At 59.4% G+C, this 19188-nt stretch carries 17 protein-coding genes, 2 pseudogenes and 1 riboswitch; of the genes and pseudogenes, 13 read left to right on the top strand and 6 right to left on the bottom strand.

Features of this window, described 5'->3' with window-relative positions:
• The first annotated feature begins 98 nt into the window (after positions 1–98).
• The 5 genes and pseudogenes from NKJ94_RS29705 to NKJ94_RS29725 all read left to right on the top strand — a co-directional run bounded on the left by NKJ94_RS29705 (position 99) and on the right by NKJ94_RS29725 (position 5754).
• A complete protein-coding gene (locus tag NKJ94_RS29705; RefSeq protein ID WP_352530330.1) occupies positions 99–860 on the top strand; it encodes an HsdM family class I SAM-dependent methyltransferase in 762 nt (253 codons plus the stop codon).
• Between the two features lie 31 nt (positions 861–891).
• Positions 892–1935 (top strand): type I restriction enzyme subunit R domain-containing protein, encoded by a 1044-nt coding sequence (locus NKJ94_RS29710; protein ID WP_352530302.1) that lies wholly within the window; start codon positions 892–894, stop codon positions 1933–1935.
• Positions 1936–3043: 1108 nt separating this feature from the next.
• A pseudogene (gene glyA, locus NKJ94_RS29715) lies at positions 3044–3425 on the top strand (serine hydroxymethyltransferase); the annotation flags it as partial.
• Positions 3426–3479: 54 nt separating this feature from the next.
• Positions 3480–4655: a methionine adenosyltransferase gene (gene metK / locus NKJ94_RS29720; RefSeq protein ID WP_352530304.1), complete on the top strand. Its 1176-nt coding sequence runs from the start codon at positions 3480–3482 to the stop codon at positions 4653–4655.
• 106 nt (positions 4656–4761) lie between these two features.
• Positions 4762–5754: an adenosine kinase gene (locus NKJ94_RS29725; RefSeq protein ID WP_352530306.1), complete on the top strand. Its 993-nt coding sequence runs from the start codon at positions 4762–4764 to the stop codon at positions 5752–5754.
• Between the two features lie 32 nt (positions 5755–5786).
• Here the strand turns inward: NKJ94_RS29725 and NKJ94_RS29730 are convergent, their stop codons facing one another.
• Positions 5787–6461, bottom strand: coding sequence for a transposase (locus NKJ94_RS29730; RefSeq protein WP_352530308.1), 675 nt, complete (start codon positions 6459–6461; stop codon positions 5787–5789).
• A gap of 287 nt (positions 6462–6748) precedes the next feature.
• On the opposite strand from NKJ94_RS29730, the gene NKJ94_RS29735 reads away from it, so the two are divergent.
• Both NKJ94_RS29735 and NKJ94_RS29740 read left to right on the top strand, forming a co-directional pair.
• Complete coding sequence (locus NKJ94_RS29735; RefSeq protein WP_352530310.1) at positions 6749–7018, top strand: MFS transporter; 270 nt, start codon at positions 6749–6751, stop codon at positions 7016–7018.
• Positions 7019–7062: 44 nt separating this feature from the next.
• Positions 7063–7896, top strand: a complete 834-nt coding sequence (locus NKJ94_RS29740) for a helix-turn-helix transcriptional regulator (RefSeq protein ID WP_036239355.1) — start codon at positions 7063–7065, stop codon at positions 7894–7896.
• A gap of 317 nt (positions 7897–8213) precedes the next feature.
• Here NKJ94_RS29740 and NKJ94_RS29745 read toward each other — a convergent pair whose 3' ends face one another.
• A complete protein-coding gene (locus NKJ94_RS29745; protein WP_023679681.1) occupies positions 8214–8345 on the bottom strand; it encodes a hypothetical protein in 132 nt (43 codons plus the stop codon).
• Positions 8346–9022: 677 nt separating this feature from the next.
• Positions 9023–9223: riboswitch (cobalamin riboswitch) on the top strand.
• A gap of 95 nt (positions 9224–9318) precedes the next feature.
• On the opposite strand from NKJ94_RS29745, the gene metE reads away from it, so the two are divergent.
• A complete protein-coding gene (gene metE, locus NKJ94_RS29750) occupies positions 9319–11664 on the top strand; it encodes a 5-methyltetrahydropteroyltriglutamate--homocysteine S-methyltransferase (protein ID WP_352530312.1) in 2346 nt (781 codons plus the stop codon).
• A 79-nt stretch (positions 11665–11743) separates the two neighbouring features.
• Here metE and NKJ94_RS29755 read toward each other — a convergent pair whose 3' ends face one another.
• The 3 genes from NKJ94_RS29755 to NKJ94_RS29765 are packed head-to-tail and all read right to left on the bottom strand — an operon-like array spanning position 11744 to position 14205.
• Entirely contained in the window at positions 11744–11983 is a 240-nt protein-coding gene (locus NKJ94_RS29755) for an FMN-binding negative transcriptional regulator (protein ID WP_352530314.1), read from the bottom strand.
• A 34-nt stretch (positions 11984–12017) separates the two neighbouring features.
• Positions 12018–12920, bottom strand: a complete 903-nt coding sequence (locus tag NKJ94_RS29760; RefSeq protein WP_352530316.1) for a dihydrodipicolinate synthase family protein — start codon at positions 12918–12920, stop codon at positions 12018–12020.
• A 52-nt stretch (positions 12921–12972) separates the two neighbouring features.
• Positions 12973–14205, bottom strand: coding sequence for a trans-sulfuration enzyme family protein (locus NKJ94_RS29765; RefSeq protein ID WP_352530318.1), 1233 nt, complete (start codon positions 14203–14205; stop codon positions 12973–12975).
• Positions 14206–14288: 83 nt separating this feature from the next.
• On the opposite strand from NKJ94_RS29765, the gene pdxR reads away from it, so the two are divergent.
• From pdxR to NKJ94_RS29785, 4 genes and pseudogenes are all read left to right on the top strand, one after another.
• Positions 14289–15785 carry a MocR-like pyridoxine biosynthesis transcription factor PdxR gene (gene pdxR / locus NKJ94_RS29770; RefSeq protein WP_502904228.1) on the top strand — a complete coding sequence of 499 codons (1497 nt, stop codon included), beginning with the start codon at positions 14289–14291 and terminating at the stop codon, positions 15783–15785.
• Positions 15786–15943: 158 nt separating this feature from the next.
• A pseudogene (locus NKJ94_RS29775) lies at positions 15944–16021 on the top strand (MOSC domain-containing protein); the annotation flags it as partial.
• Positions 16022–16253: 232 nt separating this feature from the next.
• Complete coding sequence (locus tag NKJ94_RS29780) at positions 16254–16436, top strand: hypothetical protein (RefSeq protein WP_352530322.1); 183 nt, start codon at positions 16254–16256, stop codon at positions 16434–16436.
• A 207-nt stretch (positions 16437–16643) separates the two neighbouring features.
• Positions 16644–16973 (top strand): helix-turn-helix domain-containing protein, encoded by a 330-nt coding sequence (locus tag NKJ94_RS29785; protein ID WP_352530324.1) that lies wholly within the window; start codon positions 16644–16646, stop codon positions 16971–16973.
• Between the two features lie 277 nt (positions 16974–17250).
• Here NKJ94_RS29785 and NKJ94_RS29790 read toward each other — a convergent pair whose 3' ends face one another.
• Positions 17251–18306: a cytochrome-c peroxidase gene (locus tag NKJ94_RS29790; RefSeq protein ID WP_352530326.1), complete on the bottom strand. Its 1056-nt coding sequence runs from the start codon at positions 18304–18306 to the stop codon at positions 17251–17253.
• Between the two features lie 422 nt (positions 18307–18728).
• Here NKJ94_RS29790 and NKJ94_RS29795 point away from each other — a divergent pair, with 422 nt between their 5' ends.
• A complete protein-coding gene (locus NKJ94_RS29795; RefSeq protein ID WP_352530328.1) occupies positions 18729–19049 on the top strand; it encodes a hypothetical protein in 321 nt (106 codons plus the stop codon).
• The last annotated feature ends 139 nt before the right edge of the window (positions 19050–19188 follow it).

Consider the following 19188-nt stretch of genomic DNA (forward strand, 5'->3'; position numbering starts at 1 on the left):
AAGAATATGGGGGCAGCGATGCCCCGGCGACATGGCCCCGGATGTGCTGATGACCGGACGTTACCAGTTCGGCAGCAACGAGCGCCGATGGCGACGACATTCTCGGCGATGCCGACGAATATCTGATGCGCCATTTCGCGACTGAGAGCGGAAAGAGCAAAGGCCAGTTCTACACCCCCGCCGAAGTCAGCCGCATCATGGCGCAGATCATCGGCATTCGGTCCGCCAAGACCAGCGGCGACACCACCGTCTACGACCCGACCTGCGGATCGGGATCGCTGCTGCTGAAATTGGCCGACGAGGCCGGGACCAATGTCACGCTCTACGGGCAGGAGAAGGATTCGGCCACCAGCGGTCTCGCGCGCATGAACATGATCCTGCACAACGCACCCACCGCGATGATCATGCAGGGCAACACCCTCACCGATCCCAAATTCCGCGACGGCGATGCGCTCAAGACCTTTGATTACGTCGTGGCCAATCCGCCCTTCAGCGACAAGCGCTGGAGCACCGGGCTTGACCCGCTTCATGATGAGCTGATCGCTTTAAGTCGTTTCGGCGTACCGCCCGCCAAGCAGGGCGATTACGCCTACCTGCTACACATCGTCCGGTCGCTGAAGAGCGCCGTTAAGGGCGCCTGCATTCTGCCGCACGGCGTTCTCTTCCGCGGCAACGCCGAAGCCGAACTCCGGCGCAACCTTGTGCGCAAGGGATACATCATCCACACCTACAAATTCAGCGAGGCGGTGGAGGACGAAGTCGTTCTCGACCTCGTTTTTTATGAAGCACGCGATATCGACCAGCGCCTGGGTTCAGAGGACAAATTGATCAGTGGTTCGATGCCAAAACCAAGGCCCTGAATGACTGGCAAAGGGATGAGCTAAAAAAGAAATGGGGCACGATGTAAAACGTGCTCAGCTCGCGATCCCGCATGGATCGTGTCGTCAGCGGCACGTCTTCGATTTCAGCGTGAAGCCCCGCCTGTCAAGCGAACGCGGCAACGCAATTCTCGTGGCCTCCAGCATCTACGAAGCCTGCAAGCACTTCGAGCTTTTTCAAAAGACCCCGTTCCGCAACAAGTGCGCCCTGATCACATCGTACAATCCGAATGCGCAGGACATCACAAAGGAAGAGACGGGCGCCAACACCGATATCGACCGGCAGGTCATTTACAACACCTACACCGAGTTGCTGAAGGGCGTTGAGGCCATGGGCGGTTTGTCCAAAACCGAGGTGTACGAGGAGGCGGCCAAGGCTCTTTTCACCAAGGAGCCGGCGAACATGAAGCTGCTGGTGGTCTTCGACAAGCTGCTCACAGCTTTCGATGCGCCACCCTGCACCTATGTCTACATAGACAGGTCTATGCAGGACCACGGCCTGTTCCAAGCGATTTGCCGGACCAATCGGCTTGACGGCGAGGACAAGGATTTCGGCTATATCGTCGCCTACAAGGGCCTGTTCAAGAAGGTTGAGAATGCGATCGCGGTCTATACGTCGGAACTTGATCATTCCGACGACGGGCCGGCTCCGGATGTGCTGCTCAAGGACCGTCTGAAAAAAGGAAAAGAACGTCTCGATCAAGCCCTGGAACGCATTTTCCTGCTTTGCGAGCGTGTGGAGCCGCCGAAAGGAGAACTGGAATACATCCACTTCTTCTGCGGCAACACCGAAATCGCGTCAGACCTTAAAGAGCGCGAACCTCAGCGCGCGGCCCTGTACAAGGCAACCGCAGGGCTGCTGCGGGCGTATGCTAATATCGCGGATGAAATGGATGCCGCAGGCTACAACAACGCCCACTTTGCCCGCATCAAGAAACAGGTCGAGCATTACCTGAATGCGCGGGACACTGTGCGTCTGGGCAGCAACGAAAGCCTCGATCTGAAGGCCTACGAGGCTGATATGCGGCACTTGATCGACACATTTCAAAGCCGATGAGCCCCGCAAAATCTCACCATTCGACGGCATGAGCCTCCTTGAGCTCAGCTCGTTTGGGAGGACGTGCTGGACGAATAGGGTCACCATTCCCCGCAAAATCAAGCAGTCCAGCGAGCGTAAAATCCAGGATCAAGCTGACCGCACATGGAATCTTCTCACTACGCTTTACTACAAGGGGACAGGCCGTATCCCTTGGCGCCGGAAGAAGATCGGATTGAAAGGCAACCTTCTTTGTCATCTTTGCATCACGGTCAGTCTGCTCGAGATTGACCGCTGCAAACCGGGAGCACGAGCGGGCCGGGCAAACGTTGCAACAGATCCTTCAAGGAAATTCATTGACTCTTAGCAACTCCGGTTCGCTGTGAATGGTAGGCTTATTGCAACGTCTGAGGTCAGTGGGGTCCAAACCGTGGCGCCGCTTATTCTCCGACCCGCCGAACTGCGTGCAATTTCGGCTAAAGGCAATGGCAAGAAGAGCGCCCATCTTGTTTGTTCGACACAGCCATATCGGCTCAAAACAGTATCTTCACGGCCACCGACATTGTCCGGTCGGTGGACAATCAACCATATAATTTGGTTCGAAAGCCGCAACATCTGTGGAGAACGCGAAATGACAAATTCAGTAGGACGAGTGCCCAGGCTTTCCAAGTGGCTTGGTCCTGACCAATGCTGACACTGGTCAGTCGCCTACGGACGGCAGCGCATTTAGATCGCCTTCGAATCCTAGGTCTTTGCGCGCACGCGGACCTAACTGTCTGCCAGCTAGCGGAGATTCTGGGTCTGCGTCGTGAGCACGTTGTACGACACGTCCGGCTACTGGCCAGAGCCGACTTTCTTTACTGCAACGAACAACGCCCGTGGTGCTCGTACCATCTCAAAGCAGCAGGTAAGGACGGCGGGCTGGTTCAGTTGTTGGTTGATCTCCTGCCCCACGGCGATGACTATCACAAACGAGACCTTCAACGGCTCGAAGCGGCACAAGACGCGCCGTCGAAGGGGATCGCATGCTTGACCGTGAAATAGATCCAATTGGAGCGCGAAACCACCATGGACAACTCCGCCGACGGCGCCATCGCGCCGCCCGACACTTGCGGACGGTCTCGCTTGGCGGCCTCTGGCCCACGCGCTTCTGGACCGAGGTTATGACCTGGTCACCGGGGGCACTGACAATCACATGCTGATCCTTGATCTTCGCGATCGACCACTATCAGGCAAGGCCTATGCCGAGCGGTTAGCGAAGGCAGGCATCATTACGAACTTTAATATGGTGCCGGGGGACCCGCGCCATCCTGAGGTCACAAGCGGAATTCGCCTGCGGGCGCCAGCAGTGACGTCAATGGGCTTGCGCGATGTGGAAACCGTGCAAATTGCTGGCTTCATGGACTCCGTCCTCCGGCGAGCCAGAAGACGAAGATCTCCATGCCTGCTTGCGACGAGACGTTGCCGACCTGTGCGCTGCGTTCGAGGTCCCGGGCCTCACCGACAGGTAAGGTGGGCTAAGCAAAATGCCCCATACAACTCCAACACCCGAAGCGAGGCATTTCATGGCTAGGCAGTTCGTGTTCTCTTCCGAATCGGTTGGCGCGGGACACCCGGATAAGTTGGCCGACAACATCTCGGATGCCATCCTCGATGCCATCCTCCGCACCGATCCCAAGGCGCGCGTCGCCTGTGAAGCGTTGGTAAAATCAGGGATGGTCGTTCTGGCTGGCGAGATTACCAGCGATGCGCAGGTGGATTATAGCCAAGTTGCGCGCGATACGATTCTCGATATTGGATACGACGACGAGGCCGTCGGCTTTGACGGCCGGCGTTGCTCCGTCGTTCATGCACTCACCGAGCAGTCGCCCGACATCAGCCAGGGCGTTGACGAGGGACGAGGGCAGGACCTCCAACAGGGAGCGGGAGATCAGGGCCTCATGTTCGGCTACGCATGCCGCGAAACCGATACTCTGATGCCTTTGCCGATCCAGCTCGCTCATCGCTTGACGAAACAACAGGCAGATGTCCGGAAAGCACGACAGCTTGGCTGGTTGCGTCCTGACGTCAAATCCCAAGTCTCAGTGCGCTATGAGGGGTTGCGCCCGGTCGCCCTGGATACCATCGTCGTATCGACCCAACATGACGAGCAGGTCTCGCAAGAGACGGTCCGCGAGGGCGTCATTGAGGAAATCATAAAGCCTGTCCTGCCGACCCACCTGGAGACGGAAGGCATCAGAATTCTGGTCAACCCGACGGGGAGGTTCGTAGTCGGCGGGCCGCGCGGCGACTGCGGTCTCACTGGACGCAAGATCATCGTCGATTCCTATGGTGGGATGGGTCGTCACGGCGGCGGCGCCTTTTCGGGCAAGGACCCGTCCAAGGTTGACCGCTCAGCTGCCTATGCGGCCCGGTATGTCGCAAAGAATATCGTCGCTAGCGGACTTGCGGACGTCTGCGAGGTGCAGCTTGCTTACGCAATCGGCGTGGCCAGTCCGGTTTCTGTCATGGTCAACACGTTCGGGACAGCGAGGGTTGAGGAAAGAAGGATCGAGCGCCTCATTCTTGAGTTGTTCGATCTCAGACCGAAGGGCATTATCAAGATGCTTGATCTCTTACGCCCTATATACCGCAACACCGCGACCTATGGCCATTTCGGCCGTGAAGAGCCTGATTTCACCTGGGAGAAGACAGACAGGGCCGACGAATTGCGTCGCGAGGCAGGACTTGCCGCCCCGTGAGGGCTGGCGCCGAACGGATTGGCAATCGGAAAGCCCATTCCCACTGGCCAGACCCGCCCGCGGCCGGCATGCCTGAAAGCCGGTGGGCTTTTGGGAGACATCATTGATGCCGGACTATGACGTGCTTTGTATCGGGAATGCCATCGTCGACATCATCGCCCAGTGTGACGAGGCGTTCCTGGAGACGAACGGCATCATCAAGGGCGCGATGAATTTGATCGACACGAGGCGCGCCGAACTGCTCTACAGCCGCATGGGCCCGGCGATCGAAGCCTCGGGCGGCAGCGCCGGCAACACGGCGGCGGGCGTGGCCTCCTTCGGTGGTCGCGCCGCCTTCTTCGGCAAAGTCTCCAACGACGCGCTCGGCGAAATCTACGCGCACGACATCCACGCGCAGGGCGTCGCCTTCGACACAAAACCGCTCGACGGCGAACCACCGACGGCGCGCTCGATGATCTTCGTCACGCCGGACGGCGAGCGCTCGATGAACACCTATCTCGGCGCCTGCATCGAACTCGGCCCGGAGGACGTCGAGGTCGACAAGGCCTCGGGCGCGGCGGTCACCTATTTCGAGGGCTATCTGTGGGACCCGCCGCGCGCCAAGGAGGCGATCCGGCAGACGGCGAAGCTCGCCCATGCCGCCGGGCGCGAAGTGTCGATGACATTGTCGGACTCGTTCTGCGTCGATCGCTACCGCGACGAGTTCCTCGATCTGATGCGCTCCGGCACCGTCGACATCGTCTTTGCCAACAGCCACGAGATCAAGTCGCTCTACCAGACCGCGTCTTTCGACGAGGCGCTGGCGCTTATCCGCAAGGATTGCAAGATCGCCGCCGTCACCCGTTCGGAAAAGGGCTCGGTCATCGTGCGCGGCGACGAGACGGTCACCATCGAAGCCACCAGGATCCGCGAGCTGGTCGACACGACAGGCGCCGGCGACCTCTACGCCGCCGGCTTCCTCTACGGCTACACGCAAGGCCGCAGCCTAAAGCAGTGCGGCGATCTCGGCTCGCTGGCGGCCGGGCTGGTCATCCAGCAGATCGGCCCAAGGCCAAGGCAGAATCTGCGCCGAGAGGCCGAGCAGGCGGTATTGCTGTAGGTGGGGAGCCAAGAACCAGCTGCCCACCCTTCTTAATCCAGCCCGAGCCTTTTCTTCAGTTCCGCATTCTCCTTGCGGAGACGATCGGCAAGCAGGCTCTTTAGCCGCTTGTTTTCTTCCTCGAGCGCGACGAGATCCTTCAGCCCGTCACTGTCCGCCGCCGGCGCCGCCGCCTTCTTCCAAAGATAATATGTCTGTTCCGAGATGCCGGCTTGCTTCACCGCACTCTTGAGAGTAGCGCCGCCGCCGATCGAGGTCTCGATCTGCGCCAGCTTCTGGGCACGATCCTTCGCGGAGTAGCTCTTTCGGCCTGTTCGCGCTGACGGCGGTGCTTCAGTGGCCGCGGATATCGGCTTGGCGCCGTTCTTGCGGGCAGGCGAGCTCGCCTCAGCTTCTGGCTTCCTCGACCGCCGCGCTCTCGCCTTCGGTTTTGGCGTTTCCGTTTTGTCTGCCGGTTCTCTAACTACTGCTGACTCGGTTTCCAGAGGATTGGCCATGAAATGCTCCACTCGCGGTTCGTGCAAAGGTTCAGCATCAAGGGCCACTACGGTAGAGTCAACAAGCTGACGATTTAACGGCTCGACTTCCTTTGTTGTCTCGGCCATCGCCGCGGCGATGTCGAAATTGCCCCAGATGGAACGTGCGGATTTTTGATAATTGCGCTTTTGTTTGACTTCCACGGTGAATGGTCGCGTCTGCCGCCTCATAGTTCCTTCCTGAATAGGAGAATGAAGTCGCCGCTCGAATTTTTGGCGCTTCCTGCTTAGCGCGGAGCATTATCGTATAGCCGCTCAACGGGCAAGTGATGCCGGTCTGATGGCTGACCCATCTGGGGAGATTTGAGCGGCTTCGCGCGTCCTGCGCATGCCTGTAAGGCCGCCAAGTTTTCTGGGTTAGCAGGCGCGCACTGTGGCAGCTTGGCTTGTACGGCGAGGCCATGGTTGAGTGAGGCGAAACAAATCCAGCCCCGCGGTCAATCCCGAGGCTTCCCACAATGGCGAAGAGAACATCTTCACTCGTTCCTTTTGAGCACAAGACCTTCCGTTCGCTATGGTCGGCTGCACTCATTTCGAACCTTGGCACCCTAGTGGAAGGTGCGGCGGCAGCTTGGCTGATGACGAGCATCGCAGCAGTAATTTTTGATCGCCCATTCGTGCTGTGTACCAGCCCTGTGTCTTGCGCAAGTGGTCACGAACGGCTGCCGGAGCCTCGAAGACGCCCTAAAAACACATGCTGCGATTTTTCAACACGCTCGACGTGTTAGATTAATTCATCCACAATGCGTGTGTTGAACACGCGAGGTGAGTTATGAACATGAAAGAGCTTAGGGTTCGACTGGGCATGACTCAAAAAGATTTGGCAGAGCAGATGGCAACGACGCAACAGACTGTGGCCCGTTGGGAAACAGGCAAAACGCAGTTGAACGTCGAGCAGATCAAGGACCTTTGTCTCACGTTGAAATGCACGGTCGAGGAGCTGCTGGGCTGGAAGATTGATGTCGAGGAGTGGCGCACGAGCCCGTTTGCAATTGCCGATGCCGAAACGCGATACGGCACGCTCAGAATCAAGACGACTGTTGGCAGCCGCCAATATCCTATCGATGAAAAGGCGCGTGAATCGATTTTACGTCAGTTGAAGGAACTTCATAATCTGCGTAGGAATAACACTAGCAGGCCATGGCTGTATTGTTGGAGCCTTGACAACAAAATACTCTTGATAAATCCGCAATATGTCCGCACCATTGAGCTCATCGGTGACGATGTAGAGGAGATGCCAGGGTATTATCATCCAGAAATCTATCGGGCTTTGGATGACTGGGATAAGGGTGAGGTTTCAGGAAAGCTGAAGAAAGAATGCGATGCCATCATCGCAGAGATGGGTGATCAGGAAGCCGTGCGCATGGCCTCGTATGTTCGCGTCACATATGACGACGGAGAAGATGAGTGGAACTTCTTGGATGAAGAAACTGCTACGACTTTCTTCGGATTGGAAGCTGCGACCTTTGACGTTCCCCAGTGTAGTTTCGCCGAAGTGGAGGAAGAAGGTTACTACCGAGCGCGATACGCCAACCTTGATCGCGTCGCGGTGATGGAGGTTCCAAGCGACCGTTATCACAGATTGACCGCGCCCGAGGAAGCTTAGAACCATCCACGAAGGGCGCATGTTGCATCTCGACCTTGCGTGGTGCGTTTTCAGTACGAGATGACGTTAAGCGTAGGTAGTGGCAGGTAAGAGTGCTCGACCAGAAGCTCAACTGCCTCCTCAATATCGCTGCCGATGTGCCGCAGGACACGTCCACGGGAGCGTGGATAGGCGTGAAGTTCCTGCACTCCACGGTCCGCTCTCCCATCGCCGGTGTGTGCCCGACGCCATCTTGTGGACGAGCTTGGCCGCCTGCACCCGGTTGTATTCCGGCTTGCGGTCCGCCTGGGCGGTCCGCCGCGATGGCTATCTCCATGTCAATCGGCGCCGAACTTTGACTGCCCGCTGCTTTTGATGAATTTGGCGAGGTCCCGCGCATAATCACTCTTGGTCTTCTCCTTGAGGCCCTGTGTCGCGAACTTGTGGTCCAGCAGGGCAAACAGGTCCAAGTCCCCTTCCGCCTGTGGCGCTGGCTTGCCCCTCACCGCCCTCGGCTCCCAATTGGGGACCGCTTCTGCGCGCTGCACCGTGGCGATTGTCCGCCCAAGACGCATCACAAGATCGAACGCCAAACCGTGCGCGTGCACGACGATTTGCCGCTCAGGCCTCATTTGGACAGGACTTGAGCTGGCCCGGTGGTTTGAGCCGGGTTACTTGAGCCGGTGGGCTGCGAACAAGCAGTTCGAGACATTGGCCTCGATCACTTCGCAACACGCCGCTGCGCCTGGCCTCGGTGTGCTCCCCCCGAAATCGTTGTGTCATATCACCGAGGGCATCACGGCCAACAGCTTCCACATGGGCAACAGCCTCGCCATTGAGCCGAATATGGTCGCGAGCAGATCACCAACGAAGCGGTCGGAACCTCGGAGCCGAAGTTCGACGCCGAGGTGGTTCGCATGATGCGCTAAGCAGCACCACGGCGCTTGCCGGTATGTTTGCTGCCGGCAGCCGACGAACTCCTATCCTCCTGGACAAGGGCGCCGTGCGTTACTGATTTGATTTACCGGCCGCTCAAGGCTTCCACAGTTTTCGCTTTCGAGGCGACCTTTGGAACATGCCAACGGAAATTTAACATAACGACATAAACATTTCTTTATGCGGCGTTGACAAAGAAGCGAACTGCTGTAATTGTCTCCCGCGTCGTGGTTCTCCGTACGGCGCTGCCGCAGCGGAGCTAAGAGGGAAGCCGGTGCGATGCCGGCGCTGCCCCCGCAACTGTTAGCGGCGAGCCAACCCCACTCATGTCACTGAGGCGAATAGCCTTGGGAAGACGGGTAGAGGCTATGACCCCGCGAGCCAGGAGACCTGCCACGGCGAATTACGTCCACGGGCGGGGTGTCTCGGTGGCCGCTGCAGCCTGGCGTTCGTGCCGGCCTGCTAGCGCCTTCCTTGTCACCGACGCCCCAACCATCGGGGTCTGGCATGACTGTCTCTCAGCAAATTCCTGTAGCAACGCTCGGCGTGCCCCGCTTCGGTCGTCGGCGAGAACTGAAATTCGCGCTTGAAAGCTACTGGTCCGGAAAATCGTCCGCTGCCGACCTTCTCACGACCGCGAAGGCGCTCCGTGCCGCTAGCTGGGAGGAGCAGCACGATCGCGGCGTGTCGAAAATCCCGTCGAACGACTTCTCGCTCTACGACCATGTGCTCGACACCGCAGCCATGGTCGGCGCCGTTCCATCCCGTTACGGCTGGAATAGCGGCGAGGTTCCACTTGACATCTACTTCGCAATGGCGCGGGGCAACCAGGGTCAGACGGAGGATTGTCGACACGCTGGTCACCAGCAGGCGGCTCATCGGTCTGATGTAACCGCGATGGAAATGACCAAGTGGTTTGACACCAACTATCACTACATTGTGCCGGAACTCAACGATGATCAGACGTTCGCCCTCTCGTCGACGAAACCGGTCGATTACTTCATCGAGGCTAAAGCTCTCGGCGTTCACACACGCCCAGTCATCCTTGGACCGATCACCTTCCTCAAGCTGGCGAAATCGCCTGCCGAAGGATTCGATCCCATCGCGCTCCTGCCGCGGCTGCTGCCCGTCTACGAGCAACTCCTGCAGAGGCTGAAGCTGTCTGGAGCCGACTGGGTGCAGATCGATGAGCCAGCGTTTGTCCTCGATCTGAACCCGAACGAACGAGCTGCGTTCGAATTCGCCTATGGCCAGTTGTCGAAAGCCGCGCCCGAGCTGAAGATCATGCTGGCTACCTATTTCGGGCCGCTGGGAGACAATCTCGAAACCGCGGTTTCTCTGCCCCTGGCCGGGCTGCATATTGATCTCGTGCGCGCTCCCGAGCAGCTGGAAACGGTGGGTCGGCTCGCACCGAAGGATCTGGTGCTCTCGCTTGGCTTGATCGATGGCCGCAACGTCTGGCGTGCGAACCTGCCCGCCATTCTCGACCGCATCAAACCGATCGTCGCCGGCTGGCCCTTGGACCGCGTCGAGATCGCGCCTTCTTGCTCGATGCTGCATGTGCCGATCGACCTCCGCATGGAGACGGAACTCGACGCGGACATCAGGTCGTGGCTCGCCTTCGCGGCCCAGAAGACCGACGAGTTGGTGTTGCTTGCCCGGGCCCTGTCCCAAGGCAGGGATGCGGTGGCAGGCGCGTTGAAAGCGTCTGCCGAGGCTGCCGCCACTCGCGTGACATCCACGAAGATCCATGACCCGCTGGTTGAGGGGCGGATCGCCAGCATTGACGACAGCATGAAGCGACGAGAGAGCGCTTTTGCCGAGCGCTCCAGAGTCCAGGCCGGCACGCTCGGGCTGCCGCCGTTCCCGACGACGACCATCGGGTCCTTCCCGCAGACGCCGCAGGTACGCAGGGCGCGGGCCGCTCATGCGAAGGACCAGCTGAGCTATGTCGACTACGAGACCTTCCTGAAGAAGGAGATCGAGGCTGCAATTCGCTGGCAGGAAGAGATCGGGCTGGACGTGCTGGTGCACGGTGAGTTCGAACGAAACGACATGGTACAGCATTTCGGCGAGCAGCTGTCCGGCTTCGCCTTCACCCAGCATGCCTGGGTGCAGAGCTATGGGTCGCGTTACGTGCGCCCCCCCATCATCTTCGGCGACGTATCGAGGCCCAATCCGATGACGCTGCGCTGGTGGCAGTTCGCCCAGTCGCTTACGGAAAACCCTGTGAAGGGAATGCTCACAGGCCCAGTGACCATTCTCAACTGGTCATTTGTTCGCGACGACGTACCCCGCTCCGAAGCATGCCGCCAGATCGCGCTCGCCATCCGCGACGAAGTGACGGATCTCGAATGGTCCGGCGCAAGGATGATCCAGATCGATGAGGCCGCGTTTCGCGAAGGATTGCCACTCCGCCAGTCTGATTGGAACGACTATCTCGACTGGGCTGTCGAATGCTTCCGGATCGCTTCAACCGGTGTAAAGGACGCGACTCAAATCCATACCCACATGTGCTATTCGGAGTTCAACGAGATCATCGACGCGATCGCTGAAATGGATGCGGATGTCATATCGATTGAGACGTCGCGCTCGAAAATGGAACTGCTGGACGCCTTCACGAGCTCCAAATATCCGAATGAAATCGGGCCCGGAGTCTACGACATTCACTCACCACGGGTCCCGGAAGTCGGCGAGATTTCGGATCTCGTCATGCTTGCCCGCGAGCGACTGTCCGATGCCCAACTGTGGGTAAACCCGGACTGTGGCCTCAAAACCCGCAAGTGGGAGGAGGTCCGCCCTGCCCTCATGAACATGGTTGCTGCAGCACGCGCGCTCCGGGAGAAAGTGTAGGCCGGAAGGTTTCCTGGTTGCTCACCATGTGGTGAGTTAGCGGCTGCCGCATGTGGGCCGTGAATGTGCCAAAACGCGATCACATCCTTTGAAATAAGTCACTCGAGCGAGAAAGTGCACTTTCCTTCGGCACGTGTCCTAATCGCGCAGGAATAAAGGGAACCGTTTTCTCTCCCTGTGACGTGTCGAGTTCGAAGGGGATGTGATTGGCGTCGAGACCGCTCCGGCCATGGGTTATCAGCATGCCAAGTGCGCTGTTCTCGATCAGTTCGTAAAGGACTTCTCGGCTCGGTTCATCGAAATGCGCGGGTACATACATGACAGGTTCCTTCGCTGGCCGCCGGGTTCGCTATTCACCGGTTGACATCCGATGGCAAGCGTTCCAACGCGGCGGCGATCTGGCGCTTCGCTGCTGAGGGCAGAGGCAGGATGGGACGCGGGGGGTCGGCACGGCAAATGTCGAGCAATTCGGCAAGTGCATAGACGACGCGAAGGCTCGAGAACTCCTTGAAGAGGCTCCAGAGCGGCGCAAGCGTGGCATCGATCCGTCGCGCTTCGGCCGCATCGCCCTGTTGCGCCGCCGTGACGATCTTCACGCAGACCTCGGGCAGGATGCCGGCGAGGACGCTGTACCATGTGTCGGCGCCGGCGATCATGGCCTCTGCGGCGTTCCAGTCGCCGCTGTAGCCGATCGAGAACCCTTCCGGCACAGTGCGCCTCTGGTCGGCCAGATGGCTCTTGATCGCATCGCCCTTGTCTGTCGGATTCTTGATAGCGACAATCCCACCCACCTTTGCCAGGCGGCTGACGAGTGCTGGGGTGAAATGGAAATGCGTCGTTCCTGGATTGTCGTAGACGACAATCGGCAGGCCGCTCTCGCACGCCACCGTCGAGAAATGTTCGAACACCTCGTCCTCAGTGAGCGGGGTGTAGGAGGCGGCCGCAAGCAGCCCCGCGGCAACTCCAAGGGCCTTGGCGTCCTGCGCGAACCTCACTGCTTCATCGGTGCGCAACGCGCCCACACCCACCACGACCGGCGTTCGCCCGGCGATTTCGTCCAAGGTCTCGGCGAGCGTCCGTCGCCGTTCCTCGCGCGACAGATACATGTAGGTGCCGGTGCTGCCGAGAAGACCGATGGAGTCGACCTGAGCGGCGCCAAGCCGAGCAATCAGCCTGCGCAGAGCAACGGTATCGACGCGGCCGTCACGATCGGCGGGCGTGATGGGAAACGCGGAAAGACCGCTCAGGAATGCCATGGCAAGGCTCCAGGTTTGTGCGTGAGCGCAGGACTGGCCGGACGACAGGTCATCACAAGGCGTCCAGAGCCCGCCGCAGGTCGGCGATTAGGTCATCGGCGTCTTCAAGACCCACCGAGAGACGCATGAGGTCCTCGCCGACTCCATCGGCCAGATGCGCATCCTTGCGGATCGGCTGACGAGCACGGGTCAGGCTTGCCGGATGATAGATGAGGCTGTCGGCATCGCCGAGGCTGACAGCCCGGGTGATCAAGTTGAGCCGGTCCATCATCCGGCGCGCGCCCTCGAACCCAGCGTGGAGGCCAAAGGCCAACATGCCCGAGCCTTGGGACATCTGCTTTCGCGCCGTCACCTGATCAGGGTGCGAGTCGAGGAAGGGATAACTCACCCATGCCACCGCCGGGTGCGCCTCGAGCGCCTGAGCCACCGCAAGGGCCGTGGCGCTGTGCCGTTCCATGCGCAGCGTGAGCGTCTTCAGACCGCGCAGGATCAGGAAGGCTGACATGGGCGAGAGCGCTGCGCCGGTGATGTAGCGCAGGCCCGTTTCGTGCAGCGTGCGGAGCGTTTGCGCGTCGCCGAGAATCGCCCCGCCAAGGGCATCGCCGTGCCCATTGATGTATTTGGTCAGCGAGTGGAGCACGAGGTCGGCCCCATGTTCGAGCGGCCGCTGGAGCGCGGGCGAGGCGAAGGTGCTGTCGACTGCAACCTTTACACCGCGCGCGTGGGCGCGCTCGGCAATGGCAGCGAGATCAAGGATGCGGCTCAGCGGATTCACCGGCGTCTCGAAGAAAACAAGCCGGGTCCGCTCGGTAATCGTGGCATCGAGATTTTGAGGATCGGACAGGTCCACCGCGACGACCTTGATGCCGAAGCGGGGGACCGCCTGTTCGACCATGGCAAGCGTGTTCGCATAAAGCGTCTTGTGGACGATGAGTTCATCGCCTTGGGACAGGAGCGACAAGATCAGTGTGCCGAAAGCCGCCATCCCCGAGGCAACGACCAAACCTGCCTCGGCTCCTTCCAGATTGGCGAGCCGTTGCTCGAGGATCTCCGTCGTCGGATTGTATTCGCGCGCATAGAGCCTTCCGCCAAGCGCGGCGGCGGCCTCGTTCGCTGCCACGCTTTCGAATCCATAGGTCGAGGTCAAGAAGACTGGCGGCTGAACGGCATTGGAAAAGCCGGCCGGATCGTAGCCATGATGGATCGCCCGAGTGGCGAATCCGGGACCGGTGTCGTTGAGCGACCGCGTGAGAGCATCGGTTTCGGATTGATAGGAACGGGTCATTCGGCCTCTAAGATCTTTCTTGGGTTTCCGAAAGATTGACGGCAAACTGGCCAATGTGAAATATCCAGTTGGCGATGAATGAAATGGTCCAGTCTTCAAGTGCCGGTTCTGCAGGTCGCTCGCACGCGATGGGTGCACGCCAGATCTACGAGGCTCTTCGCGAGCAAATCCTCGGCGGCGTCTATGAAACCGGTAGTCAGCTGCCGTCCTCCCGCGGCCTGGCAAATGACCTTGGGATTTCGCGAACGACGGTGACGGTCGCCTATGACCAACTGACCGCGGAAGGTTTTATCGAAGTCCGTCAAGGCGCACGACCTCGCGTTGCATCCTCGCTGATCGGTCCTGAGACGAGCCGCACCGTCGCGAAACGAGTCGGCCCGGTTCATCTGTCCGCCTATGGCGAACGACTGCGCGTTACGCCGCCCTGGCCGGATTATCTGCCGACTGGACTGAAGGTCGATTTCCGCTATGGCGACCTGGCGCCGTCAGACTTCCCCGCATTGGTCTGGAAACGTGCGATGAACGAGGCGATGGGGCAGCGCCCGTTGCGTCTTGCCTATGACGACCCTCGCGGCTCGCGCCGGCTGCGCCAGGCGCTCCAGGGCTATCTCTGGCGCGCCCGAACCCTGAGCTGCGACCTCGAGCAGATCATCATCGTCAACGGTTCGCAGCAGGGCCTCGACCTGTGCGCTCGCCTGCTTCTCGATCCCGCCGACCGCTTCGTCATCGAGGACCCGTGCTACAGGATGGCGCGTCAGGTCTTTGCCAGTACGGGTGCCTCGCCCATCCCGGTCACCGTCGACGAGGACGGGATGAAGACGGAGTTGCTGGCGGGGATCGGGGCGCGACTGGCCTATGTCACGCCATCGCATCAGTTTCCGCTGGGCGGCGTCATGCCGATCGCGCGCCGCCACCAGCTTCTGGAATGGGCGCGGCACAACAACGCCTATGTGATCGAGGACGACTACGACAGCGAATATCGCTACGACATCAATCCGGTCCCTCCGCTGCACAGTCTTGAGGACCACGGGGCTGTCATCTACCTCGGCACGATCTCCAAAACGCTCTCGCCGATGCTGCGTATCGGCTATCTCGTCGTCCCGACGGAATTGCAGGAGGTCTTCGCTACCGCCAAACAATTCGCGGACCGGCATTCGCCGGTGGCTGAACAGGAGGCTCTGGCCTCTTTGATCGAGAGTGGCGGCTACGAAAGCCATGTGCGGCGCGTGCGCAGGCTGAACGGCGAGCGTCGGGGGACGTTGTTGGGCGCCTTGCGGCGCAGCTTCGGCGATCGCATCGCTGTCCAGGGAGCAGAGGCCGGTCTGCACGTCGTCGTTTGGTTCGACGAACTGCCGCGATCGCGGGAAACGACCCTGGTCGAAGCCGCCCGAGGCGCGGGCCTGGGGCTACACCTGATCTCGCCCCTTTACGAGCGGCAGTCGGACGAAGGCCACATCGATCGCATGGGGCTTGTCATGGGCTATGCCGCCTTGAGCATTCGGCAGATCGAGAAGGGCGTTGAGGTCCTGCGAGCGGTTGTCAGGCAGGTACAAGACGCGTTGCCGGGACACGGTGGCTAAAACGGCGGGGACGCGGCGTGCTGGCGAGGAAACCGACCCTTGGGCTGAACCGCGTTTCGTTGCAAAGCCAACTGGACTGGGAAAACGCCATACCATGCTGTTGATCAGGCCAGTTTGGCGGCAGATTTTCGTGCGAGACGAATTTCCGAAAGCGATGCATGACCCGGCAAGGAAAGCTGCTTCACATCCATATCGCGCCCGCTGCCTCCTATGAAATGGAGGATCTGGAGGAGGCGTAGCTTGTTGCCGGCCGAGGTGGACTCGAGCACCCGCAAGACATAATCGATGATCTCTATCAGGCCTTGTCCACCGCCGAATGATGGAATTATCCAGCGCATGGTGCGGCATGCACCATGGCGACGCCAGAAGATCTGGACGCTCGACAAGCACCTTTCTTGAAACATTTCCCGAACGACCCCCAGCGCAAAGCCTCCCCATGAGAAAAGAGCTTCCCATGTCTTCACGCCATTGATTGACCCCGAGATCAAGGCCCGCTACCCGGATTTTCATCTGATCAGCATTGTGGTGCGGAACGCTGAAATCGACGTGCCGGATGCACAGGCGTTGAACGATACGATTGCGGCGGCGGAACAGGCGGCGCTTCGCGAGTCCAGTGGGGATGGTCCAAATTGCGCAAGCTCGGTCGAGTGATCGCGGAGAAGCTTAATGTCGACTAAATCGAAATTCACGGAGCGGTACGGACAACGGGTGCGAACCCGGGACGTCGTCCCGGTGTCGTCAGGCTCTCCCGTCCGACTGAGCCTCAGTTTTCTTCACGGCGCGAATACTCCTGAGGCCGCCCGGATTCTCGTTAAGAGACAGCTGCCGCTCAGGACGGCCCACGCGATACTCACGGAGATGGTCGATCACGGCAAGGCGTTCGTGACGGTTCCTTGCGTCGACGACCTATTGGCACTGAAGAATGAACTGTCGTCCGCAGGCGTGATCGCGAAGGTTCATGCGCCGCGGCCGATAAGTGTTCGCGAAGTCCGGGATCGCACGAAGCTCTCTCAGGAGGCATTCTCCGTGAAGTATGGCCTCGATCTGGCAACGCTTCGAAACTGGGAGCAAGGTCGCTCGAAACCGGATGCAGCGGCGAATACTCTCCTTTGGACCATCGCCCGGAATCCGGAAGCAGTCGAAGAATCGCTGGACATGGAGGACGGAGTGGCTGCCCCTTCGCCCTAAGGGGGCCGATCACTTCGGCGCGCGGCAATTCGGCCGCCAGCGCGATGGCCGGCCGCCGCGCGGTATCGACAGCGCGCGAGCCTCATGCGTCAGACGCCTTCCTTGGCATGTCGCACGCCAGATCCCAAACATGATTCCATCGCAACGAGCTGGTGACGGAAGCAGTGTCTGCACTTTGGAAACGAGCCATTTGCGTTCTCATGGACGTCGCGACTCGTCTCGTCCAGTAAAAGTCGCAATCATTGTCGATTGCGATGTTCCGCAGTCAGCTGGCCGTTTATTTTCCTAAGATCTGCATTATAGGCCGGGGTGTTGTCGCCGTTTCGGCGGGTAAGATGGGATAGGTGACCTCGGGTGCCTTTCCGGTCAGCGAGTTGAGGAAGGCAACAAGCAGGTCGACTTCTTCGTCCGCCAGTACCACGCCAAGCTGGGTGGTTCCCATGATGGCAACGGCCTGTTTCAGATCCCAAACCTTGCCCGAATGAAAGTACGGCGCGGTGAGTGCTACGTTGCGCAGCGGCGCCACGCGGAAAACATAGGAATCGTCGGCAGTATTGGTGACCGCAAATCGGCCCTTGTCTTTTTCCGGCAGGACCTCGGCGCTGGGCTTTTCCACGAGGCCGAATGGGTAATAGGCTTCCCCACCAACGTTGATGCCGGCATGACAGGACGAGCAGCCTTTGTCCATGAAAAGCGCCAGGCCCTGTTTCTGTTCGGAAGTCATGGCAGCCTCATCACCGTTTAGGAAGCTGTCGAAGGGGGCCGGCGTGACCAGTGTCGCCTCGAAGGCTTCGATTGCCTTGGCGAAGTTGTCGAAGGTGACCCGATCGGCTTCAGCCGGAAAAGCTGCATCGAACCACTCGACATATTGCGGCATGGACTTGAGCGTGGCGATGACTTGGCCCGGTGTATTGGCCATTTCGATGCCGGCTTGGACCGGTCCCTTCGCCTGAGCCTTCAGGTCTGCGGCACGACCATCCCAGAACTGGGCGATGTTGAAGACAGCGTTCAGTACAGTCGGCGCGTTGCGCTGTCCCTTCTGCCAACCATGGCCGATCGAGGTTTCATGATTGTCGTCGCCGCCGGTGGCCAAGTTGTGGCACGAGTTGCACGACAAGACGCCTGACGCCGAGACGCGTGGATCGAAGAACAGTGCCTTGCCGAGAGCGATCTTCTCCGGGGTGATCGGGTTATTGGCGACTGCCCGCGTGGTGGGTGGCAAAGCCTTGAAAGTGGCCAGTGCCGTTTCTCTGAGGTCTGCGGGGATCGAATCCGCAGCAAAAGCGGTGGCTGTCAGCAAGGGGACAGCCATCGTACTGAATAGGATTTTCATAAATGATCTCGCTGCGTCGTGCACGCAGCCACTCTGGGATATGCGGCTCATGAACGCCCTGCGCTAGATCAGTTGCGGGAGAGGACCGGGTGGTCTGACACCTGTTTTCGCGGCAGAGCTTGGACCGTCCCGGAATTGAACGCTCTTCTCGATTGGATTTCAGGGAGGCGGAGGATCGCTGCTCGGCAAGCGGCGGCGCCGGAGCCCGGAGCCGTGCTTCGGTTCTCTCTGCGCCTTCAACTATGAAGAAATCGGGGCCACCGTGTCCGATTCGGTTTGGGGCCGGTTATCTGTTCCGCAGCAGGTCCTGCTCGACTTCCGCCTGCCTTCGCCAGATCGACGTGGGCCCAAATCGATCCGCGATAGTGTCTTGTAGCACCTTTGCGGGACGATCTTATTTCGACTGTAGAGGACCGTTTCGGGTGAGCGAAATTAAACGAAATTTCAAAGGGCGCCCGAGTAGCTGTTTTGATTGGCTTGTGACGCCTATAGCCTCCATCGAGCGAATATTGGCAGACGACGGAGCACAATTTTGGCCTCGTTTATCAGCTTCAATGGGACAACTGCTTTGCGATAATAACAGGGCAATTTACCGTGATGAATTTGAGAGAACCAAGTCCCACCCAGTGATTTTCACACCGGAAGCGTTGCAGTCCTGTCGCGAGAAGCTGATTTACAAATACAACAAGATGATTAACATCGCCATGGCGCGCAAAATATTGTTTGTTTATACCACGCTCTAGTACTACTGCGTCATAAATTAACTGACTCAGTAAGACTAGCAGGCTTCTCTGATTGGGGTCGGTGAGGTCAAGCGTTTCCTGTCTTTTTTCCGGACCATGTCGCCCCGCGGGTCACTCGCTTCTCTTCGCGGTCGGCGCG

Origin of the sequence: Mesorhizobium sp. M0060 (assembly GCF_040323155.1) — a bacterium.
GTDB lineage: Bacteria > Pseudomonadota > Alphaproteobacteria > Rhizobiales > Rhizobiaceae > Mesorhizobium.